21 protein-coding genes and 2 tRNA genes are annotated in these 18,998 nt (G+C 69.6%); 15 read left to right on the top strand and 8 right to left on the bottom strand.

Annotated features, from left to right (window positions below; all coding sequences use genetic code 11):
• Positions 1-84 precede the first annotated feature (84 nt).
• Complete coding sequence (locus ACIBFB_RS11665; protein WP_397228972.1) at positions 85-984, top strand: LysR family transcriptional regulator; 900 nt, start codon at positions 85-87, stop codon at positions 982-984.
• Between the two features lie 58 nt (positions 985-1,042).
• Here ACIBFB_RS11665 and bla read toward each other — a convergent pair whose 3' ends face one another.
• Entirely contained in the window at positions 1,043-1,963 is a 921-nt protein-coding gene (gene bla / locus ACIBFB_RS11670; protein WP_397228974.1) for a class A beta-lactamase, read from the bottom strand.
• Between the two features lie 202 nt (positions 1,964-2,165).
• On the opposite strand from bla, the gene ACIBFB_RS11675 reads away from it, so the two are divergent.
• The 3 genes from ACIBFB_RS11675 to ACIBFB_RS11685 all read left to right on the top strand — a co-directional run bounded on the left by ACIBFB_RS11675 (position 2,166) and on the right by ACIBFB_RS11685 (position 4,546).
• Positions 2,166-3,056: a LysR family transcriptional regulator gene (locus ACIBFB_RS11675; protein ID WP_397228976.1), complete on the top strand. Its 891-nt coding sequence runs from the start codon at positions 2,166-2,168 to the stop codon at positions 3,054-3,056.
• A complete protein-coding gene (locus ACIBFB_RS11680; RefSeq protein WP_397228978.1) occupies positions 3,053-3,991 on the top strand; it encodes a serine hydrolase in 939 nt (312 codons plus the stop codon). Before ACIBFB_RS11675 ends, ACIBFB_RS11680 begins: the two co-directional genes overlap by 4 nt.
• A gap of 174 nt (positions 3,992-4,165) precedes the next feature.
• Positions 4,166-4,546 (top strand): hypothetical protein, encoded by a 381-nt coding sequence (locus ACIBFB_RS11685; protein WP_397228980.1) that lies wholly within the window; start codon positions 4,166-4,168, stop codon positions 4,544-4,546.
• A 44-nt stretch (positions 4,547-4,590) separates the two neighbouring features.
• On the opposite strand, the gene ACIBFB_RS11690 is transcribed toward ACIBFB_RS11685, so the two are convergent.
• Complete coding sequence (locus ACIBFB_RS11690; RefSeq protein ID WP_397228982.1) at positions 4,591-4,956, bottom strand: hypothetical protein; 366 nt, start codon at positions 4,954-4,956, stop codon at positions 4,591-4,593.
• Between the two features lie 786 nt (positions 4,957-5,742).
• Between ACIBFB_RS11690 and ACIBFB_RS11695 the strand changes: the two genes are divergently transcribed.
• The 6 genes from ACIBFB_RS11695 (at position 5,743) to ACIBFB_RS11720 (ending at position 11,344) form a co-directional block, all read left to right on the top strand.
• A complete protein-coding gene (locus tag ACIBFB_RS11695) occupies positions 5,743-7,419 on the top strand; it encodes an AIPR family protein (protein WP_397228984.1) in 1,677 nt (558 codons plus the stop codon).
• Positions 7,420-7,737: 318 nt separating this feature from the next.
• The gene (locus ACIBFB_RS11700) at positions 7,738-8,979 is read left to right on the top strand and encodes a helix-turn-helix domain-containing protein (RefSeq protein ID WP_397228986.1); all 1,242 of its coding nucleotides are present in this window, start codon (positions 7,738-7,740) and stop codon (positions 8,977-8,979) included.
• A 368-nt stretch (positions 8,980-9,347) separates the two neighbouring features.
• Complete coding sequence (locus tag ACIBFB_RS11705) at positions 9,348-9,770, top strand: hypothetical protein (protein WP_397228988.1); 423 nt, start codon at positions 9,348-9,350, stop codon at positions 9,768-9,770.
• Between the two features lie 169 nt (positions 9,771-9,939).
• The gene (locus ACIBFB_RS11710) at positions 9,940-10,128 is read left to right on the top strand and encodes a helix-turn-helix domain-containing protein (protein ID WP_397228990.1); all 189 of its coding nucleotides are present in this window, start codon (positions 9,940-9,942) and stop codon (positions 10,126-10,128) included.
• Between the two features lie 36 nt (positions 10,129-10,164).
• Positions 10,165-10,905 carry a phage integrase central domain-containing protein gene (locus tag ACIBFB_RS11715; protein WP_397228992.1) on the top strand — a complete coding sequence of 247 codons (741 nt, stop codon included), beginning with the start codon at positions 10,165-10,167 and terminating at the stop codon, positions 10,903-10,905.
• A 97-nt stretch (positions 10,906-11,002) separates the two neighbouring features.
• Positions 11,003-11,344 (top strand): tyrosine-type recombinase/integrase, encoded by a 342-nt coding sequence (locus ACIBFB_RS11720; RefSeq protein WP_397228994.1) that lies wholly within the window; start codon positions 11,003-11,005, stop codon positions 11,342-11,344.
• A 78-nt stretch (positions 11,345-11,422) separates the two neighbouring features.
• On the opposite strand, the gene ACIBFB_RS11725 is transcribed toward ACIBFB_RS11720, so the two are convergent.
• The 3 genes from ACIBFB_RS11725 to ACIBFB_RS11735 form a co-directional block, all read right to left on the bottom strand.
• A tRNA-Pro gene (locus ACIBFB_RS11725) sits at positions 11,423-11,496 on the bottom strand.
• Positions 11,497-11,604: 108 nt separating this feature from the next.
• Positions 11,605-12,279, bottom strand: coding sequence for a dienelactone hydrolase family protein (locus ACIBFB_RS11730; protein WP_397228996.1), 675 nt, complete (start codon positions 12,277-12,279; stop codon positions 11,605-11,607).
• Between the two features lie 126 nt (positions 12,280-12,405).
• Positions 12,406-13,377, bottom strand: a complete 972-nt coding sequence (locus tag ACIBFB_RS11735) for a coiled-coil domain-containing protein (protein ID WP_397228998.1) — start codon at positions 13,375-13,377, stop codon at positions 12,406-12,408.
• 223 nt (positions 13,378-13,600) lie between these two features.
• On the opposite strand from ACIBFB_RS11735, the gene ACIBFB_RS11740 reads away from it, so the two are divergent.
• On the top strand, positions 13,601-13,882 hold the full coding sequence (locus ACIBFB_RS11740; RefSeq protein ID WP_397229000.1) for a hypothetical protein: 282 nt from the start codon (positions 13,601-13,603) through the stop codon (positions 13,880-13,882).
• On the opposite strand, the gene ACIBFB_RS11745 is transcribed toward ACIBFB_RS11740, so the two are convergent.
• Complete coding sequence (locus ACIBFB_RS11745; protein WP_397229002.1) at positions 13,879-14,517, bottom strand: TetR/AcrR family transcriptional regulator; 639 nt, start codon at positions 14,515-14,517, stop codon at positions 13,879-13,881. The two genes, ACIBFB_RS11740 and ACIBFB_RS11745, sit on opposite strands and share 4 nt — an antisense overlap.
• Before the next feature lie 73 nt (positions 14,518-14,590).
• On the opposite strand from ACIBFB_RS11745, the gene ACIBFB_RS11750 reads away from it, so the two are divergent.
• Positions 14,591-16,123, top strand: coding sequence for an MFS transporter (locus tag ACIBFB_RS11750; protein WP_397229004.1), 1,533 nt, complete (start codon positions 14,591-14,593; stop codon positions 16,121-16,123).
• Between the two features lie 42 nt (positions 16,124-16,165).
• Here the strand turns inward: ACIBFB_RS11750 and ACIBFB_RS11755 are convergent, their stop codons facing one another.
• Positions 16,166-16,951, bottom strand: a complete 786-nt coding sequence (locus tag ACIBFB_RS11755; protein ID WP_397229006.1) for a class I SAM-dependent methyltransferase — start codon at positions 16,949-16,951, stop codon at positions 16,166-16,168.
• Positions 16,952-17,293: 342 nt separating this feature from the next.
• On the opposite strand from ACIBFB_RS11755, the gene ACIBFB_RS11760 reads away from it, so the two are divergent.
• The 3 genes from ACIBFB_RS11760 to ACIBFB_RS11770 all read left to right on the top strand — a co-directional run bounded on the left by ACIBFB_RS11760 (position 17,294) and on the right by ACIBFB_RS11770 (position 18,709).
• Positions 17,294-17,767: a MarR family winged helix-turn-helix transcriptional regulator gene (locus ACIBFB_RS11760; RefSeq protein WP_397229008.1), complete on the top strand. Its 474-nt coding sequence runs from the start codon at positions 17,294-17,296 to the stop codon at positions 17,765-17,767.
• A 130-nt stretch (positions 17,768-17,897) separates the two neighbouring features.
• Positions 17,898-18,218, top strand: coding sequence for a DMT family transporter (locus ACIBFB_RS11765; RefSeq protein ID WP_397229010.1), 321 nt, complete (start codon positions 17,898-17,900; stop codon positions 18,216-18,218).
• A gap of 47 nt (positions 18,219-18,265) precedes the next feature.
• Entirely contained in the window at positions 18,266-18,709 is a 444-nt protein-coding gene (locus ACIBFB_RS11770; protein WP_397229012.1) for a DMT family transporter, read from the top strand.
• A gap of 44 nt (positions 18,710-18,753) precedes the next feature.
• On the opposite strand, the gene ACIBFB_RS11775 is transcribed toward ACIBFB_RS11770, so the two are convergent.
• Positions 18,754-18,827 (bottom strand) — tRNA-Pro (locus ACIBFB_RS11775).
• Between the last annotated feature and the right edge of the window lie 171 nt (positions 18,828-18,998).

Genomic DNA, 18,998 nt, shown 5'->3' on the forward strand with positions numbered 1-18,998 from the left:
TGGATTCAGCACCAGCGAAGATTCCTGCACGGTTGGATTCAGCGTTGCTACATTGTCCGCGTACTCCCACGCGAAGGCGGTCCCGTGCTCGACCTGTCCAGGCTCCGCGCCCTGCACGCCGTGCGCGTCCACGGCTCCGTCGGCGCCGCCGCCGAGGCGCTCGGCTACACCCCCTCGGCCATCTCCCAACAGGTGGCCAAACTCGAACGCGAGACCGGCGCCACCCTCCTGGAGCGGCGGGGGCGCGGGGTCGTGCTCACCGACGCCGCGGACCTGCTCGTGGACACGGCGGCCCGGATGCTGTCCCTGGTGGAGGAGGCCGAGGTCGCGTTGGAGGAGCGGCGCGGAAAGCCCAGCGGGAGGCTGACCGTGGCCGCGTTCGCCACCGCCGCGCGCGGGCTGCTGCCCGGTGTGCTGGCGGACCTGGCGGCGGCCCATCCCGCGCTCGATCCGCGGCTGATCGAGGAGGACCCGCACGCCACCCCGCGCATGGTCGCCCAGGGGGTCGTGGACCTGGCCGTGGTGCACGACTGGGACAACGCGCCGATGTCCGTCCCGGAGGGGGTGACCCGGCTGGGCCTCGGACAGGACGTGTGCGACGTCCTGCTGCCCCCCGCCCACCCGCTCGCGGGGCTCCCGGTCCTGAGCCGCGAGGACGTCGCCACCGCCCGCTGGATCTGCCAGCCGCCGGGGACGGTGTGCCACGGCTGGCTGATGCGCACCCTGCGCGCGGCGGGGGTGGAGCCCGACGTCGCGCACCTGGTGGGCGAGTTCCAGACCCAGGTCGCGTTGGTCGAGGCCGGGCTGGGCATCGCCCTGGTCCCGCGTCTGGGCCGGGGTCCCGTTCCCGACTCCGTGGTGGTGCGTCCGCTGGACCCCGCCCCCGTCCGCGGCGTGTCCGTGCTCTGGCGGGAGGGCACGTCACGCCGACCCGCCGTCGCCGAGGCGGTCCGACTCCTCAGGGAGCGCGCCCGGGCGCTGTGACCGCACCCGGGCGCGGGACCGCCGCGGACGCCGTCAGCGCGCGTCCGCCTGACACGCCCTACCCCATCGCCTCGACCACGATCGCGGCGGCGTCGGCGATCAGCGCGTCGTCGCGCTCGGCGCCCTCGGTGTCACGGCTGCTCATCACCGCCAGGACGATCGGGTCGCCCTCCGGCGGCCAGAGCACCGCGATGTCGTTGCGACCGCCGTATCCGGCCGTGCCGGTCTTGTCGCCCACCGTCCAGTCGTCGGGGACGCCGGCCCGGATCACGGTGTCGCCCGTGAGGTTGCGCTGGAGCATGTCGACGAGGATCGCCCGCCGGTCCTCCGGCAGGACGTCGCCGAGGGTGTACGCGCGCAGCGTGGCGGCCATGGCGCGCGGCGTGCTGGTGTCGCGGATGTCGCCCGGCGCACCCTCGCTGAGGTCGGGTTCCACGCGGTCGACGTGCGTCACGTCGTCACCGACCTCCCGGAGTTCCTCCTGCAGGCCGCTCGGTCCGCCCAGCTCGTCGAAGAGCAGGTTCGCGGCGGTGTTGTCGCTGTAGCGGACGGCGGCGTCGCAGACCTCCAGCAGCGTCAGCCCGGTCTCGAGGTTCTCCTCCGCGACCGGGGCGTGCTCCTGCAGGTCCTCCTCCGAGTAGGTGACGACCCGCTCCAGGTCCTCGTCCGAACTCCGCCGCAGCACCGCCGCGGCCGAGAACGCCTTGTGCGTGGAGGCGTAGGCGAACCGGTCGTCGGCGTTGTGGGCGAGCGTCTCCTCCGTCCCGGTGTCGACCGCGAAGACGCCGAGCCGGGCGTCGTAGCGCTCCTCCAGGGCGGCGAACCGCTCCGTGTACTCCTCCGAGGCCGACGGCGCGGACGACGGCGACGCGGCGCCGTGGGGAGCGGCCTCGCCGGTCGTCGCGCAGCCGACCAGCGGGACGAGCGCCAGCGCGGCGACAGCCGCGGTGCCGACGAAACGAGAGAGGTGATGCGACATGGCGTGTACGCCTTCCTTCCCCTGGGGTGGGGTCTGCCGATGGACCGGGCCCCGCCGCCGTCCGGCGGCGTCCGGGGCGTGCGTGCCGCGCGCACACGCACATCCCCGCGGGGGCCCGTACGCGGAAGTCTCACCCAGTCAGAACCATACTGTCCAAGACGCGAACGACGCCTTCCATGCGTTTCCGGCATACTGTGCGGCCATGGACCTCGTCGGCGCCTGCCGGGCGTTCGTCAGCGTGAGCGACCGCGGCAGCTTCACCCTCGGCGCGGCCGCGGCACGCGTCCCGCAGCCCGTCGCAAGCCGCCGGATCGCCGCCCTGGAACGGCACCTGGGCGCGCGACTTTTCGACCGGTCGACCCGCGGGGCCGCCCTGACCCAGTTCGGCCGGGACATGCTGCCGTCGGCCCGGCGCCTGGTCGAACTGGCCGAGGCGATGGAGCACGACGCGGAGCGCGCCAGGCTGGCCCCCGTGCGGCTGGCCGTCCCCGACATGTGCGCCACCCGGGACCTGGCCCGGCTGGACGCGGCGGCGCGCCGCGGCGGGCTGCACCTGGACTTCCACCCGGCGGCCCCGGAGCGGAGGGCGGAGTTGCTGCGCACGCAGCAGGTGCGCGCGGCGGTCACCGAGGTGCCCGAGGACGAGGCGCGGTGGACGGTGCCTCTCGGCCTGGCGGGCGCCGACGAGCCGCGCGCCAGGACGGTCCACCTGGAGTCGCTGCGGGTCGGCCGGACGGACCGGACGCCGCCCCGGCGGGTCTGGATCCAACCCGAGGACGACGTGCCGCACCTGCGGGACCGGATCCTGCGCGTGCGCGACACGGTCGGGCTGCGCCCGGCGCAGGTCGCGGTCGCTTCGGCCCTGACCGCGGCCGCGGCGGAGGTGTTCGGGTCGCACGACCTCCTCCTGTGCTCACGCGCCCAGGCGGCCGAGCTGGGACTGCACTGGCGACCGCTCGGAGGGCCGCGGCTCGTGCGCGGCTACGATCTGCGGGCCGTCACGGGGGACGAGGCGGAGCGGATCCGCGAGACCCTGGGCGAGGACATCGCGCGCTGTCTGGGCGCCCGGGCGACGGAGGAGTACGGCGGATGAGCGACACGACCCTGGTACGGGAGTTGCGCGGGGAGCTCGACGAGGGCGGCCTGCGCGGATCGTTCCTGGTCCGGGACCTGGCCGACGGACGGGAGATCGGGATCGAACCCGACCTGGAGTACCCCACGTCCTCCGTGGTCAAGGTGCCCCTCGCCATCGCCGTGCTGGAACTGGTGCGGCGGGGCGAGCTCGACGGCGCGGAACCGGTGGAGGTCCGTCCCGAGGACGTGGGGGTCGCGGGACCGTTCGGGCTCAGCCGGTTCCGCCACCCGGTCCGGATCGCCGTCGAGGACCTCGTCTACCTCAGCCTCTGCCTGAGCGACAACAAGGCGACCAACCTGCTGTTCGAGAGGGTGCCGCCCGCGGACGTGGCCCGCGTGCTGCGGGAGTTCGGGATCGGCGGCGTCACCGTGCGGCACGCGATCCGCGAGCTCCGGGAGACGCCCGAGGACCACCTGGACCCGGCGGACGCCCACCTCGCGCACGCGCTGGCGATCAGGGCGGGCACCGCCGGGCGCGGGCACCCGGTCCCCCAGCTCGACGTCACCCGGACCAACGCCGCGTCCGCGCGGTCGTGCGTCGACCTGCTGGCGGCGCTGTGGACGCCGTCGGGGATCCCGGTCGAGGTGGCCGCGCGCGTGAGGGAGCTGATGGGCGCCAACATGCTGCGGCACCGGTTGGCGCCCGACTTCTCCTCCGACTCCACGCGGTGGTCCTCCAAGACGGGGACCCTGCTCCACCTGCGCCATGAGATCGGCGTCGTGGAGCACGAGGACGGGCAGGCGTTCGCCGTGGCCGCCCTCACCGAGTCCGAGGTGTCGGCGGTCGTGCAGCCCGAGGCCGACGCGCTCATGGCGCGGGTGGCGTGCGCGCTGCGCGACCACCTGCGCGGCGGATGGTCGGCGTCCCGGACCAACGGCACGGTCGACCGGTAGGTCCAGAACGCGTGGCCGGCCGCGCCGACGACCGCCGGCGCCAGCACCGTCGGCACGACCGCGTGGTTGCGTGCCAGGACCGCGGGCCCGGCGTCGGTGCGCTCCGCTCCGGGCGGCGACGGGGAAGCCGTCCCGGTCCTGGGGCCGCCACGCCGTCGTCCGTATCATCGCCCCATGGCGAACCCCGAAGCCCGCTCACGTCTCATCCGTACCCTGCTGGACGCGGACCCCGCGGCGGACGCGGAAGAGCTCACCCGCGACGTCGCGCGCGCTCTCCTGTCCCAGGGTTCCCACAGCCCGGACGATCTCGGCTGCGTCGCCAACATCGAGTACGGTTCGCGCTTCACGCCGCCGGGCGCCGGCCGCCGGCCCCTGTCGGGGCTGCGGATCCGGGGCACCGACATCCCGCTGGGCGACGTCGCGTGGGAGATCGAGTCCACACCGCTGCCACGGGAGAGGTTCCCCGACCTGACGGCGGAACAGTGGGAGGCCGCCACCCGCATGATCACCATGCTGGTGCTCGCGTTGGAGCGCGAGGAGGACCGGACCGCGTGAGCGCTCCGGGCGGCCGGTGCGCGACGCGCGCGAGTCCGCCCGTGTCAGAGCCGGGGGCTCTTGCCGCCCGCCGGGTTCGCGGACGTCCGCCTGCGCGCGACGTCCGCACGGAGGACGGTGCTCCGCACGGTCGCCGCCGCGGTTCCGGTGCGGCGGCGACCCGCTCCGGCGGCGACCGCCGCCTTGATGCCCGGCGGCCGGACCCGGGCGCGCTCGACGCGTGCTCTCTCCTGCTCCTGGCGACGCAGGGTGCCCGCGATCCGCGTGACATCCCGGTCGATCTGCCGTGTCAGTTCCGTGTTGCCCCGGATCTCGTCGCGGCTCTTCCTGACCCTGACCGCGACCCCCACCAGGGCGAGATTGCCGACGAGCATGGAGACGTGCAGAAGCGATGTGCTGAGCTGGCTCATGGCAGGACCCTAGTCAGCGCACCGGGGGTCCGGCAGACGTCCGGCGCCGCGGCCAACGCCGTGCGCCAGAGCACCGCCCCCGGGAGACAGGGCAGGTCAGGGCCTTGCCGAACCGCCGGTGAAGCGCCCACGTCCCGCTAGGGCGGCGGGGAGTCGCGTACGCGTCGGGAGGACTTCCCCTGGGCGTCGCCAAGAGTTCGACGGGGGATTCCCCGGGCACACCGGACGGGCGCCGACCGCGACGGGCCCGGTTGCGCGAGAGGTCATCCGCGGGTCATCGACCCCGGTCCCGACCGCCGCGCCCCCCGGCGCGAGGCGAGCGCTCCGCCCCGGCCCGCTGTGCCGCGGGCGGTGACGGGCGCGCCGAACCCACCCCGACGTCCGCGTCGGGGCCGGTGTCGGCGTGCGCGGGGCCCGGACACGCGCAAGGGGCGCTCACCTGCGTGAACGCCCCTCATCTGTCGGGACGGCGGGATTTGAACCCACGACCCCTTGACCCCCAGTCACACCCACCGTGGCCGTCCGGGGTCATCGAAGGTCACCAGACAACACAAACCCGCAGGCCAGGACGCAAGCCCAGGCCACCAGAGGACGGGAACGGTCACCGAGGGGCGCCCGCGGGCGCCCCTCTCCCAACCCCACCTCCACCCCACCCAACGACCGTCGCCTACCCCACAGCTTCAAACCGGACACAACTTTTCGCACCTGACCACCTAACACAGGTCGGTCGCCAGGAATCACCGCGAGCCAGGCTTCCCACCATAGGCGCGTGTATATGATTGGCACATGAGCGGACTCCACTTGGCCCAAATCCAGCGATACCTCGAAGAAAGGTTCTTTCCTCACCTCGATTTCTCCGGAGCCCAACAGGAACACCACAAGCTCTCCAGGGCGGTTGCCGCACTGACTTTGTCCGAGCGAACGGGCTTGCCGGATCGCACAGCGGGACTTTCAGTAACCGACCACTCCAAGGACGGAGGGATCGATGGGATTGCCTACGCGGCAGATCGATCGACGCTAGTAATTGTTCAGAGCAAATGGACTGGAAGCGCAAATAGCGGAATCGAACTGGGCGATGTTCTAAAATTTATTGACGGAGTTAGGCTTCTAGTAAATAATGACTGGTCTGGATTCGGTGGGCCAATAGTTGACCGACGATCCGAAATCGAGGATATTCTATTTCACCCTGGAACGCGACTTGAATTGATACTCGCAACAACAGGGACACATGATTTGGAAGAGCAACAGAAGAGTGCCCTAGATAACTTTTGTGGCCAGATGAACGATGCCACCGAGATCGCCAACTGGACCTACCTCAACCAAGAACGTGTATATTCAAGCATTGCATCACTTGGCAATGCTCAAATTGACCTTGATGTGAATCTCAGGAATTGGGGAATATACCAAGAAGGTCACTACGTCGCTTACTACGGCACTGCATCAGCGCAGGAAGTTGTCAAGTGGTACCAGGATCACGGAAACCTGCTTTTCTCACGTAATATTCGCGGGGCACTTTCTGGCACTGACATCAACGAAGCGATTACCAGCACCGCCCAGGAGGATCCTTCCCGATTCTGGTTCTTTAGCAACGGAATCACAGTAATCTCCGAAACTTTTGATAAATCGCCACACGTTAACCAGAAATCCGGAAACTTCACTTTCCGGCGCTCCAGCGTGGTAAATGGTGCCCAGACCGTGAGTTCTCTCGCAAGAGCTGCCACAAACACTCCCGAACTCCTAGAATCTGCGGATGTATTTATCAGGTTCGTCACGGTGGAGGATCCAGATGGAGATTTTGCCCGCCTGGTAACGAGGAGAACAAACACACAAAATAGGGTCGGTGGGCGAGAATTTGTAGCACTTGACCCAGAACAAGAACGCTACAGGATGGAATTTGCAGTATCCGGCCTACGGTATGCCTATCGCTCCGGCGAGACTGTCACGGACCCACTTAAGGGATGCGACCTGACAGATGCAACAATTGCCCTTGCATGCGCACAGGGGATCAATGAAACAGTACTTGCCAAACGCGAAATCAGTCGACTTTGGGAGGATACCACCCGACCTCCCTACAAAGCCCTATTTAATCCGTCCGTTTCCGGTTCGCAAATCTGGATCGCAGTAGAACTGATGCGTGAGGTCGATCGAGCCCTAGAAGCAAAGCGAGAAGATACCGATGGTCGAGATCGATTGATCGTCGTACATGGGAACCGACTCTTGCTCTGGGCTATAATGCACTTCCTGGAGCTTAAGAAAGTCAAGTCGACACACGACTTCAACTTGCCATTCACAACCGAAAATATTCGCACTGTCACAGAAATAGCCACATCGCAGCTCTTGTCAATAGTGGCAGCCCACTATCCGGACTCATATCCGCAACCACTATTTAAAAACCAAACAAAATGCCGAGACATCGGAAACCGCCTGATTGAATCCCTAGAAGACACTAAGGAAACCCAATAATTCTGAAAAACCCCTGGAGTCATTTTTTTATTGATCTCTTTCCAGTCGCTACAGTGTTGAGGCAACGACACCACATGTCGGGAGGGACACTGACCAGGGTGGAACGTCCTCTGAACTGGGAAACGACGTGCGCAAACCTCGGCCAGTCATAGTGGCCCCTCGGGCGACCGACCGAGGGGCCGACTGACCGGTGAGGTCGCACCTTCACGCAGTGACAAAGAAAGAAGGACGCATCCAGCAACCTCTTGGAAGCCCTGTCCCAGCAGGAGTCTGAGCCGTAGCCTGGGAACCGCGACCTGACCAGGGAAGGACGGCGCCATGCCCCTCGACGGCACTCCGGACCCGCACGAGATCGAAGTCCCCTTCGGTACCCGGCTCAAGCTCAACCGCACCAGACGAGGCATGACCCGCGAAGTCCTCGGCGGCCTGGTCGGCCGGTCCGCGTCGTGGGTGAAGGCCCTGGAGAACGGGCGTTTGGGAACCCCCAAGCTACCCATCCTGCTCCGGCTTGCGGAAGCCCTGCGTATCCGCGACCTTTCGGAACTGACAGGTGAGCAGTCTGTCCCTGTCGAGCTGTTCACCGGCCCCGGGCACGCTCACCTTCCGGCCGTGCGAGCGGCGATCAATGCCTTCCCCACGGTCACCTCGCGTCCCGCTCCTCCGGTCGCCCACCTCAAGGCCCGTTTGTCGCGGGCATGGAGCGCACGGCACTCCGCGCCCAACCACCGTGAAGTGCTGGGCGATCTCCTTCCCGGGCTGATCGAGGACGCTCAACTCGCTGTGCTACAAGCGGATGACGGACCGACGCGATGTGCGGCTCAGGCAGTGCTGTCGGAGGTGTACGCGCTCACGCAGTTCTTCATCGCCTACCAACCCGCACAGAGCCTCCTGTGGCGTGTGTGCGAGCGAAGTGTGGTCGCTGCCCAGGAATCGGGCGACCCGCACGCGTTGGGCGTCTCCGCCTGGCTCATGGCCCAAGCTCACCGGGACGCCGGCGACTGGGATGCGGCCGACGTGGTCACCACGAACACCACACGGCTGTTGAGCAGCAGCCTCGCGGACGGCACGGATGACGTGCTCGCAATCTGGGGTGCATTGCAGTTCGAGGCCGGATACACCGCCGCACGGCGCGGTGAGACCGGAAACGCATGGCGGCATTGGGACACCGCCCAACATGTCGCTGACCGGCTCCCCGGCTCCTACTACCACCCGGTGACGTCGTTCTCCCAGGCGATCATGGGTGCCCACGCTGTCACCGTGGCGGTCGAACTGCGCAATGGCGGCGAGAGCGTACGCCAGGCCGCGCGAACGGCGTCGGACGTCATTCCCTCGCGCCCGCGACGGGCACGGCACCAGATCGAAAGGGCACGCGCCTTCCACCTGGACGCCCAACCGGGCGAAGCCCTTCGCGTCCTCGCTGAGGCACACGAGGCGGCGCCGGAAACGATCAGGTACAACGGGTACGCACGTCGCATGATTCTCGAAGAGCTGGATTCCCGGCAACGGGAGCGGCGAGAGCAAGCGAACACACTGGCTGACAAGATCGGCATTCTCGCTTAGCCACCGATCGACGGCAGGGGGCACACTTTGTGCCCCCTGAGTCATGTCCGGCGACCTAGCGTCAGGCAACGAATCGACCCCCGCGACGCGGATGAGGCGTCCGGGGGCACGGCCCTGACCAGGAGCGCTGACATGACGCACACTATCGCCCGTTTCTGGGCGATGCTGACACGACCATTGTCCGGTCCGCAGGGACGACACGACCGCCGCGGAACGCCCCCACCCCTCCCCCGCCGAACGCCCCGCTCACCCCATCAGCGTCAGAGTGTGGATGCGCTGACTTGGGTCTCGCGTACGCAGCACCAGCCCGGTGAGTTCGACGAACTCGCCGATCTCACCCGCTGCTACCTGGCGATGCGGGAGGAGCGATGAGCGACACCACCACGTTCACTGCCAAGAATCGCGCGGTGCTCGAATCATGGGCACGATCCATGAACGCCAAGGTGACCCAAGTCGCCGAGGACTGGAGGTCCATCACCTTCCAGGCGGAGGCCACGGACTCCGAGGGAACCCGGGTCCGCTGCCGGTTCCGGCAGCCCATCCCCCGCATGGTCGCGCTTCGGCGTCTGGCACGCACCTACGTCGTCGGACTCGTCCACAACGTGGATGGAGCGCAGTGCCACCACGTGCGCCGGGTCATCCCCAGCGGGGACACCGAGGTCGATGCCCGCCGTAGCGCGATCCTGATCGCTTCGGCCTTGGTCGAGATCCAGCGCCACCACACGTGCGGAGCGACCGTGAGCAATCTGGAGCCCTACGTCGTGGAACGCGCCGTGAACTGGAAGCCCTGATCCGCACGCAAAGGAGCCCCGCCGCGCGCCAGCGGCGGGGCTCACCGCTGTCCGCTCACGCCCTGCGTACGCAACGATCCCGACACGACCCCCGAGCACATGGCCCCGAAGGGCCTTCTCGACCGCAACCAGTAGATGAGAGCAGCAACCACGATGGGAGGCAGTGCCAGTGGGTGAGAAGGTCGCGTACTCGGTCGAGGAAGCAGCACAGGCCCTGAGTCTGGGGCGAACCACCGTCAAGAAGCTCATCGCCACCGGGCAACTCCCCTCGGTCCGTGTCGGGCGTCGGCGGCTCATTCCTCGTTCGGCTCTGGAGGGCTACGTCAACCAGCTCATAGAGGACCAAGCACCGGCCTAGGCTGTACGGGACCGTTCCCGGGAAAGACGAGGAGTGGTGCCCAGGACGCCATGCAAGCCCACCAGGGCATCCCTGACCGACCGGCCCGACGTCTCGGTCTACTTCGACCGGACCAAGAAGCTCTGGCGCGCGGAGATCCGCCTCCGGCAGGACCCGCACACCGGCCGCTACCAGGTCAAGAAGGTCAGCAGCAAGAACAAGAACACCCTCTACGACAAGCTGTCCACGGTCCTCGAAGAGCTGGACCAGGGGGTCGACTCCCCCGCCCGCTACACCGTCGCCGACTGCGTCGCGGAGTTCCTGCGGGACCAGATCACGGACCTGGACCCCAATACTCAGGACAACTACACACGGCTCGCCTTCACGCACATCACCCCGTACCTCGGCCGGTACCTGCTGGCAGAGCTGCGGGCGGCCGACGTCCTGGCGTGGCTGCGGGGACGGAGGGAACACCTGTCGTCGCGCACGCTGCGGCTGGTGCTCAACCTGTTGGAGCGCGCCATCCGGTACGCGCAGATACAAGAGATGGTCGCCCGCAACGTCGCCGAACTGGCCCGATTCGACCAGCGGGACAGGCTCAAGGGCGACGAGCCCGGCAGGCCATCCAAGTCGATGACGTTGGAACAGGCCGTCGCGGTCCTCCGCACGGCCAAGAGCACAAGGTGGTACGCCTACCTGGTGCTCTCGATCGTCATCGGCGCACGAACAGAGGAGATCCGCGCCCTGACGTGGGACCAGGTCGACACCGGCGGCAACGTTCCCACGATCCACGTATGACGTCGGTACGCGGTGACGGGGACAACAAGACCCGACGGTCACGGCACTCCCTGAACTGCCCAGCATCGCCGTCAAAGCCATCAACGCCCATCGGGTGATGCAGGTCCGCGAACGGCTGGCGGCCGCCGAGCTGTGGCAGGACAACGACCTGGTGTTCTGCACCAGGCACGGGACACCGCTGGACCACTACAACGTCCTACGGGACCTCCGCACCATAATGAGAAAAGCAGGACTCAACCAGAACGAATGGACAGCGCGCGAACTGCGCCACACCTTCGTGTCCCTGCTCTCCGACCACGGCGTCAGCATCGAAGAGATCCCGCTCTTGGTCGGCCACGACGGGACCGACACGACAGAGCGCGTCTACCGCCACCAACTCCGGCCGGTACGCCGGTCAGCCGCCACAGCGATGGACGCCATCCTGCACGACGTGGGCTAACGGCCCACCCGACCCCACCGAGAACGGAGAAAGAGGCCCGCCACCCAGCGAACCTCTCTCTGACCTGCTACTTCTCTGTCGGGACGGCGGGATTTGAACCCACGACCCCTTGACCCCCAGTCAAGTGCGCTGCCAAACTGCGCTACGTCCCGTACCGTCGGCCGGACACCGCTTCCGGCGCCGCCAACAGGTGAAACCCTATCGCATCCCCCAGGGCGCTCGGACCGGTCGGCGGCCCGCAGGGGCGCGTGCGGCGGGGCTCACCGCTCCACCGCGTCGTCGGCGTCCCGCGCGCCCAGAGTGCGGGCGAACCAGTCCGCGGCCGCGTCGGCCACCTGGTCGAGCGTCCCGGGCTCCTCGAACAGGTGCGTGGCGTACGGGACGACGTGCACCTCGTGCGGCCCGCCGAGCCTCCGGGCGGCGATCTCGTTGAGCGCGAGCACCTGCCGGTCGGCTCCCCCGACCACGAGCAGGACCGGTGCGCGCACCCGGGTGAGCGCCGCTCCCGCGAGGTCGGGGCGGCCCCCTCGGGACACGACCGAACCGACCAGGTCCGGGTGGTCCGCGGCGGTCCTCAGCGCGGCGGCGGCCCCCGTGCTCGCCCCGAACAGACCGACCGGCAGTTCCCGTGTCTCCTCGCGCCCGCCGAGCCAGGCCACCGCGCCCGACAGGCGCCCCGTCAGCAGGTCGATGTCGAAGCGCTGCTCCGCGGTGATCCGGTCGATCCGCTCCTCGGCCTCGGTCAGCAGGTCGAACAGCAGCGTCGCGAACCCGCTCTCCTGGAGGACGGAGGCCACCAGGCGGTTGCGGGGGCTGTGCCGCGAACTGCCGGTCCCGTGGGCGAAGACCACCACGCCCGCGGGCGCCTCGGGCACGGCCAGGTTCCCTCCGAGTGACACCCCGGCCGTCTCCACGGCCACCTCGTGCTCGGCCATGGCGGGCTCCCCCTCCCGCGGCGCGGCGCGTCCGGCCGGGCCGGACGCGACCGCGTTCGTCGAACGGCTCCTGTAGAGACCGCTACCCGGCTCCCGGCGGACCACACCCGGCCGCGCCCCGCACGGTCAGTACGACGAGATGTGCACGTGGTCGTAGTGGTTCTCGGTGACGCTGCCGCGGTCGTTCATCGCGACCCACTGGCGGTTCTGCGCGTGCCAGATCCGCTGCTCCCAGATGACGTACTTGACGCCGAGCCGGTCGACGTTGTCGATCGCGTACTGGGCGATCTGGTTGCCCACGCTCCGGTTCCCGCCCGAGGGGTGGGTGCCGATGACGGAGACCATGAAGTCGCAGGCCTGCCCCGACCCGTGGTCGTCGTTGCTGTTGCGGGCGCACCCGACCTCGTAGGGGACGCCCACGTTGAGGATCACCTCGTCGCGGATGGCCGCCATGCGCGGGGTCGCCCCGTCGAAACCCCAGCCGCGCACGCTGTCGGGAATGCTCCCGGTGGCCGGCGTCGCGGGCGCCTCGGGGACCTGCTGGGCCTCGTACTCCTCGATGAGGGCCTCGACCTCGTCGCGCTGCCCCTCCAGGTCCTCGATGAGCTCCTGGGCCTCGGCGAGCTCCTCCTCGGCCTCGCTCGCGATCTCCGTGCGCTCCTCCTGCAGGGCGACCAGGTGGGAGATCTGCCCGGCCTGGTTCCGGCCGAGCTGCTCGACCATGGCCACGTCCGTGAAGAAGTCCTCGGGCTCGCTGCTGAACACGACGTCCAGCGCGGGGTCGAACGCGGTGCCCATGTACTGCCCGGCGGCGATCCGCGCGACACCGGACCGGGACCGCTCCAGCTCCTCCTCGACCTCCGCCAGGTCCTCCTCGGCCCGCTCGGCGCGCTCCTCGATCTCCTCGAACTGGAGGAGTTCGCCGTCGTAGGTCTGCTCCAAGTCCTCGGCACGGGCGTTGAGCTCGTCGATGTCCAGGTCCTCGGGGTCCGCGTGGGCGGCCTGGGGGACGACGACCGCCGCCGCGCACAGGGCGGCCGCGACGAGGCGCGCGCCGCGCGGGGGTCGGGCGGAGGGCGATCCGGGGATGCGAGTCATGTCAGCTCCATGGGTGGTACCGCTGGCGAACCCGCGCGTGGGTGAGGAGGTCGGGGGCCGGGATCCGTCTCCCTCCGCGCACGTCGGCTCGCGGAATGGTGCCTGTGGGGCGAGGGGTACTCCGCAGACCATACGAGATTCGGGCGCCATATGCCTAATGCCGGGAATATCCGAGCAGCTCGGTGCGCACGCCACCGTGACCTGGAGGAACGCCGGAACAGCGGTGCTCACCCTACGGAACCGGGGCCCCTCCGGCGAGTCGACCGCCCGACCAGGCCACCCGGTGGCGCGTCCGCACACGGACCTCCACCTGCCCGAACACCTGGACACCGAGGTCCCGGAGTTGAGCACGGCCGTCCGGCTCACCCTGGACGCGCCGCTCCGGTTGACCGCGGCCGTGTGGGGCGTGGCCGGACTCGGCGGCGGACTCGTCAACCCGATCCTGGCCACCGTCCTCTTCGGACGGCTGCCCGAACCAGCGGCGCACGCCCCCGAGCCGCCCTAGCCGCCGTGCGAGGCCCCGGCGTGCGCCTCGGCCTCGGCCTCCAACGCCGCGAAGTCACGCGCGAGGCCCCGCAACAGGACGTCCACCGCCCGTCCCGTCTCCTGACCGTCGACGGGCGCGTGCCCGAAGAGCAACCGGTAGTGGATCAGGGAGGCCAGGGTGTCGACCGCCAGGGTCAGATCGACGTCCTCGCGCAGGTCGCCCCGGTCGCGTGCCCGCTCCAGGGTGTCGCGGACCGCGGCCCGCGGCGGGTCGAAGAGCGTCTCCATGAACCGGCGGTGCAGGTCCTCGTCGCCGGAGCAGTCGGCGAGCAGCGGGGTGAGGAACTCCGGGCCCATACAGCGAAAGGTCCGGGCGAAGAGGGAGAGCGCCTCGTCCAGGTCGCACAGCGTGCACCCGGTCCGGGGCGGCTCGACCGCACCCATGCGCCGCTCCAACTCCGCGAGGACGAGCAGTTGGCGGTTGGGCCAGCGCCGGTAGACCGCCGCCTTGCTCACCCCGGCACGGCGGGCCGCCTTCTCGATCGCCAGGCTCCGGTATCCGTCCTCCTCCAGGAGGTCGGACACCGCGTCCAGCACCGCCGCGTCGATGTGCGTGTCGCGGGGCCGTCCTCCCGCGACGGAGCGCTGACCCATTGACTCCCCGTCCCTCCCGACCTAGGATCCGATTCGATCCGTATCGTATCGAAACTGAACGCGGAGGACAACCATGCCGACCCACGTACCCGCACGAGCGACGCGGCGCCAGTGGCTCGGACTCGGACTGCTGACCCTGCCGCTGTTCGTCCTGGCCATCGACACGAGCGTCCTGTTCCTGGCGGCTCCCCACATCGAGGCCGACCTCGACCCCACGCCCGCCCAGTGGCTGTGGGCGATGGACGTCTACGGCTTCGCGATCGCCGGCCTGCTCGTCACCATGGGCTCGATCGGTGACCGCATCGGCCGCAGGCGCCTCCTGCTCATCGGGTCGGCCGCCTTCGCCGCCGCGTCGCTGTGGGCGGCGCTGGCCAGCGACCCCCTCGCGCTCATCGCGGCGCGCGCCGCCCTGGGAGCGGCGGGCGCCTCCCTCATGCCGTCCACGCTCGCCCTCATCCGCACGATGTTCCGCGACGAACGCCAGCGCACGACCGCCGTCGCGGTGTGGATGACGACGTTCTCCGTCGGCGTGGCCCTGGGCCCGCTCGTCGGCGGCGCCCTGCTGGAAGCGTTCCGGTGGGGCGCCGTGTTCCTCGTCGCCGTTCCGATCATGGCGGTCGCGGTCCTCCTCGGCCCCTTCCTGCTCCCGGAGAGCCGCTCCCCGTCCAGCGCCCGGATCGACGCGGCCGGCGTCGTCCTGTCGATCGCGGCCGTGCTCTGCCTGGTGTACGGGCTCAAGGCGCTGGTCAGCCCGGGTCCGGAGGCCGTCGACGCGGCGGTCCTCGCCGGGGGAGTCGTCCTGGGCGCCGTCTTCGTCCGCCGGCAGCGCGTCGTCGCCTCCCCGCTGGTGGACCCCGCCCTGTTCCGGTCCCGGACCTTGCGCTCCGCGCTCGCCCTGCTCGTCGTGGGCGTCTTCACCGTCACCGCGGTGAACTTCCTGGTCCCGCAGTTCCTGCAGTCCGCCGCCGGGATGTCCCCGCTGCGCGCGGGTCTGCTCACCGCTCCCATAGCCCTGGCCGCGATCATCGGATCGCTGGCCGCGCCCGCCCTGGCCTCCCGTCGGGGAGCGTCGGCCGTGGTGACCGGAGGCGCGGCGCTCTCCCTGGTCGGGTACCTCATCCTGACCGGAGCCGATCCGGCCGGTCCGCTGTGGCCGCTGGTGACGGGCGGCGCCCTCGCCGTGCTCGGACTGAGCCCGACGACGGTGCTGACGACCGACCTCGTGGTGCCGTCCGCGCCCGAGGAGCGCACCGGCGCGGCGGCGGCACTGTCGGAGACCGGCGGGGAGCTCGGGGTGGCGCTCGGCATCGCGGTCATGGGCAGCCTGGCGAACGCGGTCTACCGGCTGCGCGTGGACGACCTGCTGCCGGACGGTCTGGCCGCCGGGACGGCCGCGTCGGCGAGGGAGGGGATCGGGGCGGCCCACGAGGCCGCCGAAGGACTGCCGCCCGAGGCCGCCGAAGCGGTGGCCTCGGCCGCGCGCACGGCCTTCGCGACGGCCTTCTCGACCGTGGGGTGGGTGTGCGCCGTCCTCACCGTGGGACTGGCGGCGGTGGCCCTGGCCGGGCTGCGCCCGGAGCGGCCGGAGCACGCGGGGCGCGGCTGACCCGGCTCCGGCCGCCGCCGCGGGGCGTCCTCGCCTCCGGCGTCAGGCCCGCGCGGTGACGCGGATCTTGGACTGCCCGTGCGGCCGTTCCTCCCAGTCCTCCATGAACCGGGCGGTGAGCCCGTGCCGCTCCGCCAGGGAGAGGAGCGTGCTCGTCCGGTAGTAGAAGTCCTCCCGCAGGACGTGGTGCTCCGTCCCCTCGGTGCGGTCGAAGGTGAAGTCGAAGAAGCCTCCGGGGGCGAGGACGCGTCCCACGTGGGCCAGGCACTCGTCGATCACCTCGACGGGCGAGTGCGAGAAGACGCTGTGCGCGTGGACCACGTCGAAGTGGTGGTCGGGCAGGAAGTCGAAGGTGAGGTCCCGGGTGACGGTCAGGTGGGGCAGCTTGGCCTGGAGCCCGCGTTCGACCAGTGCCTTCTTCGCCTCGATCATGATGTCGGGGGAGATGTCGATCCCGTAGTAGCCGCCCTCGTCCAGGTACGCGATGAAGTGCCATCCCGCCCTCAGGTTCCCGCACCCGATGTCCAGGAGCCGGTGTTCCGGCCGCAGCCCGTGCTCGACCAGGTAGTCGAACTGCATCCTGCCGAGCGCGAGCCACCGCTCCTCGCTGCGGCTGCCCACGGCGGCCTTCGGGTCGCGCGCGGTGTCGGAGGCCATCACCGCGCGGTAGTAGGCGACGTGGTCCCTGTGGATCATTCTCAGGCGCAGGTCCCGTGCGCCGCGCCGCGCGTACGGCAGGATGCGGCCCGGATGGCGCACGGCGTAGCGGATCCTGTGCAGCCAGGACGCGCGGTTCGTGTGGAGGGAGGCGGCTGTCCTCGTCGACATGGGCGCCCTTTCCGTTCGTATCCGAAGAGTCACTTCGCGTGCGGCACTTCGGTTATAACGGGTGAGGGGTTCGCCGCCGGGGACGCGCGGCCGCCCTCGGGTGTCGCGGGGCCGGCACCGGGTTCGACTCCCCCGCATCCCGCGGGAACGCGACGAACGGGCCCGCGGCCGGCGACCCCGTCGCCGCACTCCCGGCCCGAACGCGCGGGAAGTACGCGTACATCGATCGCGGACGCCCACGGCAGCCGTCATGCGCCCCTCGCGACGTCACGCGCCCATGGGGCCCGATCCGCCCAAGCCCTTGCGGGGCCGTCCGTCGCCTGCTACTTTAATTGCATGCACATGCACACTTCTTCCCTGGAAGGCGCCGCGGGCCACGGCGTGAGCTCGGACTGGTCGCGCGTCGCCGCCTTCGTCGCGGCGGTGGACGCGGGTCTGGGCACGTGGCTCACGGAACACCACGGGGTCGGACTCACCGAGTTCCGGGCGATCGCGCACCTGAGCCAGTCACCGGACAAGGAGCTGCGGGTGAACGACCTCGCCCACAGGGTCAACCTGACCCAGAGCTCCACCACGCGGCTGGTGTCGCGCCTGGAGGCGAGAGGCCTGGCGCGCAGGGACGTGTGCTCCGACGACGGTCGTGGGGTGTACGCGGTGATCACCGAGGAAGGGGAGGCCCTGCTCCGGGCGGCCCGCGCCCCCTTCGAGGAACGCCTGGCCCGGCTGCTGGGGAACGCTGCGGCGCACGACCCGCACGGGGACGCGCACGGGCTGGAGCGGGCACTCACCGCCATCGGGCGGGCAGTCTCGCCCTGACGACGGCGAGGGACGGGGTGGACCCACGCCCGCGACCAAATACATGTATGTGCATGCAGCTATAATGACCATGACTCGCGGCACCAGGCGTCACGCGGCCCTGCCGCCCCCGCATCGAAAGGAACTCACCATGAGCTGGCTCTACCTGGGAATCGCCGTGATCTTCGAAGTCGCGGTCGCACTCGCCGCGACCAACGCGAAGGGCTTCACCCGAGGATGGTGGACCGCCGCCACGCTGGTCAGCGGCGCGATCGCGACCTTCTTCCTCAGCCTGGCACTGATCACGTTCGACGTCGGCGTCGGCTACGCGATCTGGACCTCGGTCGCGGGCGTCGGGATCGTCGTCGTGGGCGCCCTGTTCCTCGGACAGCGCCTGAGCTGGAAGAAGCTGATCGGCGTCCTCATTGTCATCGTCGGCGTCGCTGGGCTCCAGCTCAGCGGGGCCGCCTGACAGCCGCCGCACCCCCACTCGCCCACCACCGGAGAAGAGACGAACGAATGACCACCACACACCCCACCACCGACAGCAACGCGGGAGCATGGTCGGTACTGCTCCTCGCCGGAGTCTTCGAGGTAGGCTACGCCCTCAGCGTCGGCGGCAGCGCCGGATTCACCGTCATCGGATGGTCGATCTCCGCCGTGGTCTTCTTCCTGCTGACGCTGTTCTCCCTCAGCGTCGCCCTGAAACGGATCGATGTCGGGATCGGTTACGCGGTCTGGGCTGGGATCGGAGCCGTCGGCGCCGCGGCCCTCGGGCCCGTGTTCTTCGACGAGACGCTCACGCTGGTCCGCGCGCTCTGGCTGGCCGTGATCATCGGCGGCGTCGTCTGGCTCAAGCTCGCCGACAGCCCCAGCATCGCGGCAAAGCGGGATGACTCCACCGCCCCGGCGCCCGGAGATCCTGAGCGGACGTCCGCGTGGAAGGGGCGAGCACGCCGGTGACCCATGAGGAAAGGGCGCTCACACGGGTGAGCGCCCTTCGTCTGTCGGGACGGCGGGATTTGAACCCACGACCCCTTGACCCCCAGTCAAGTGCGCTGCCAAACTGCGCTACGTCCCGTACCGTCGGCCGGACACCGTCTCCGGCACCGCCAACGGGTGAAACCCTACCGTACTTCCCGGGCGGCTCGCACCACGGTACGGGTGCCGCGCCCGCCACCCGCGCCACGTCGCACCCGACCCGGGGACACCCCACGCGGCGCGGGCCGATCCCGCGGTCGTGGACACCCCT

It is taken from the genome of Nocardiopsis sp. NPDC050513 (assembly GCF_044457925.1).
In the GTDB taxonomy this organism is placed as follows: Bacteria; Actinomycetota; Actinomycetes; order Streptosporangiales; family Streptosporangiaceae; genus Nocardiopsis.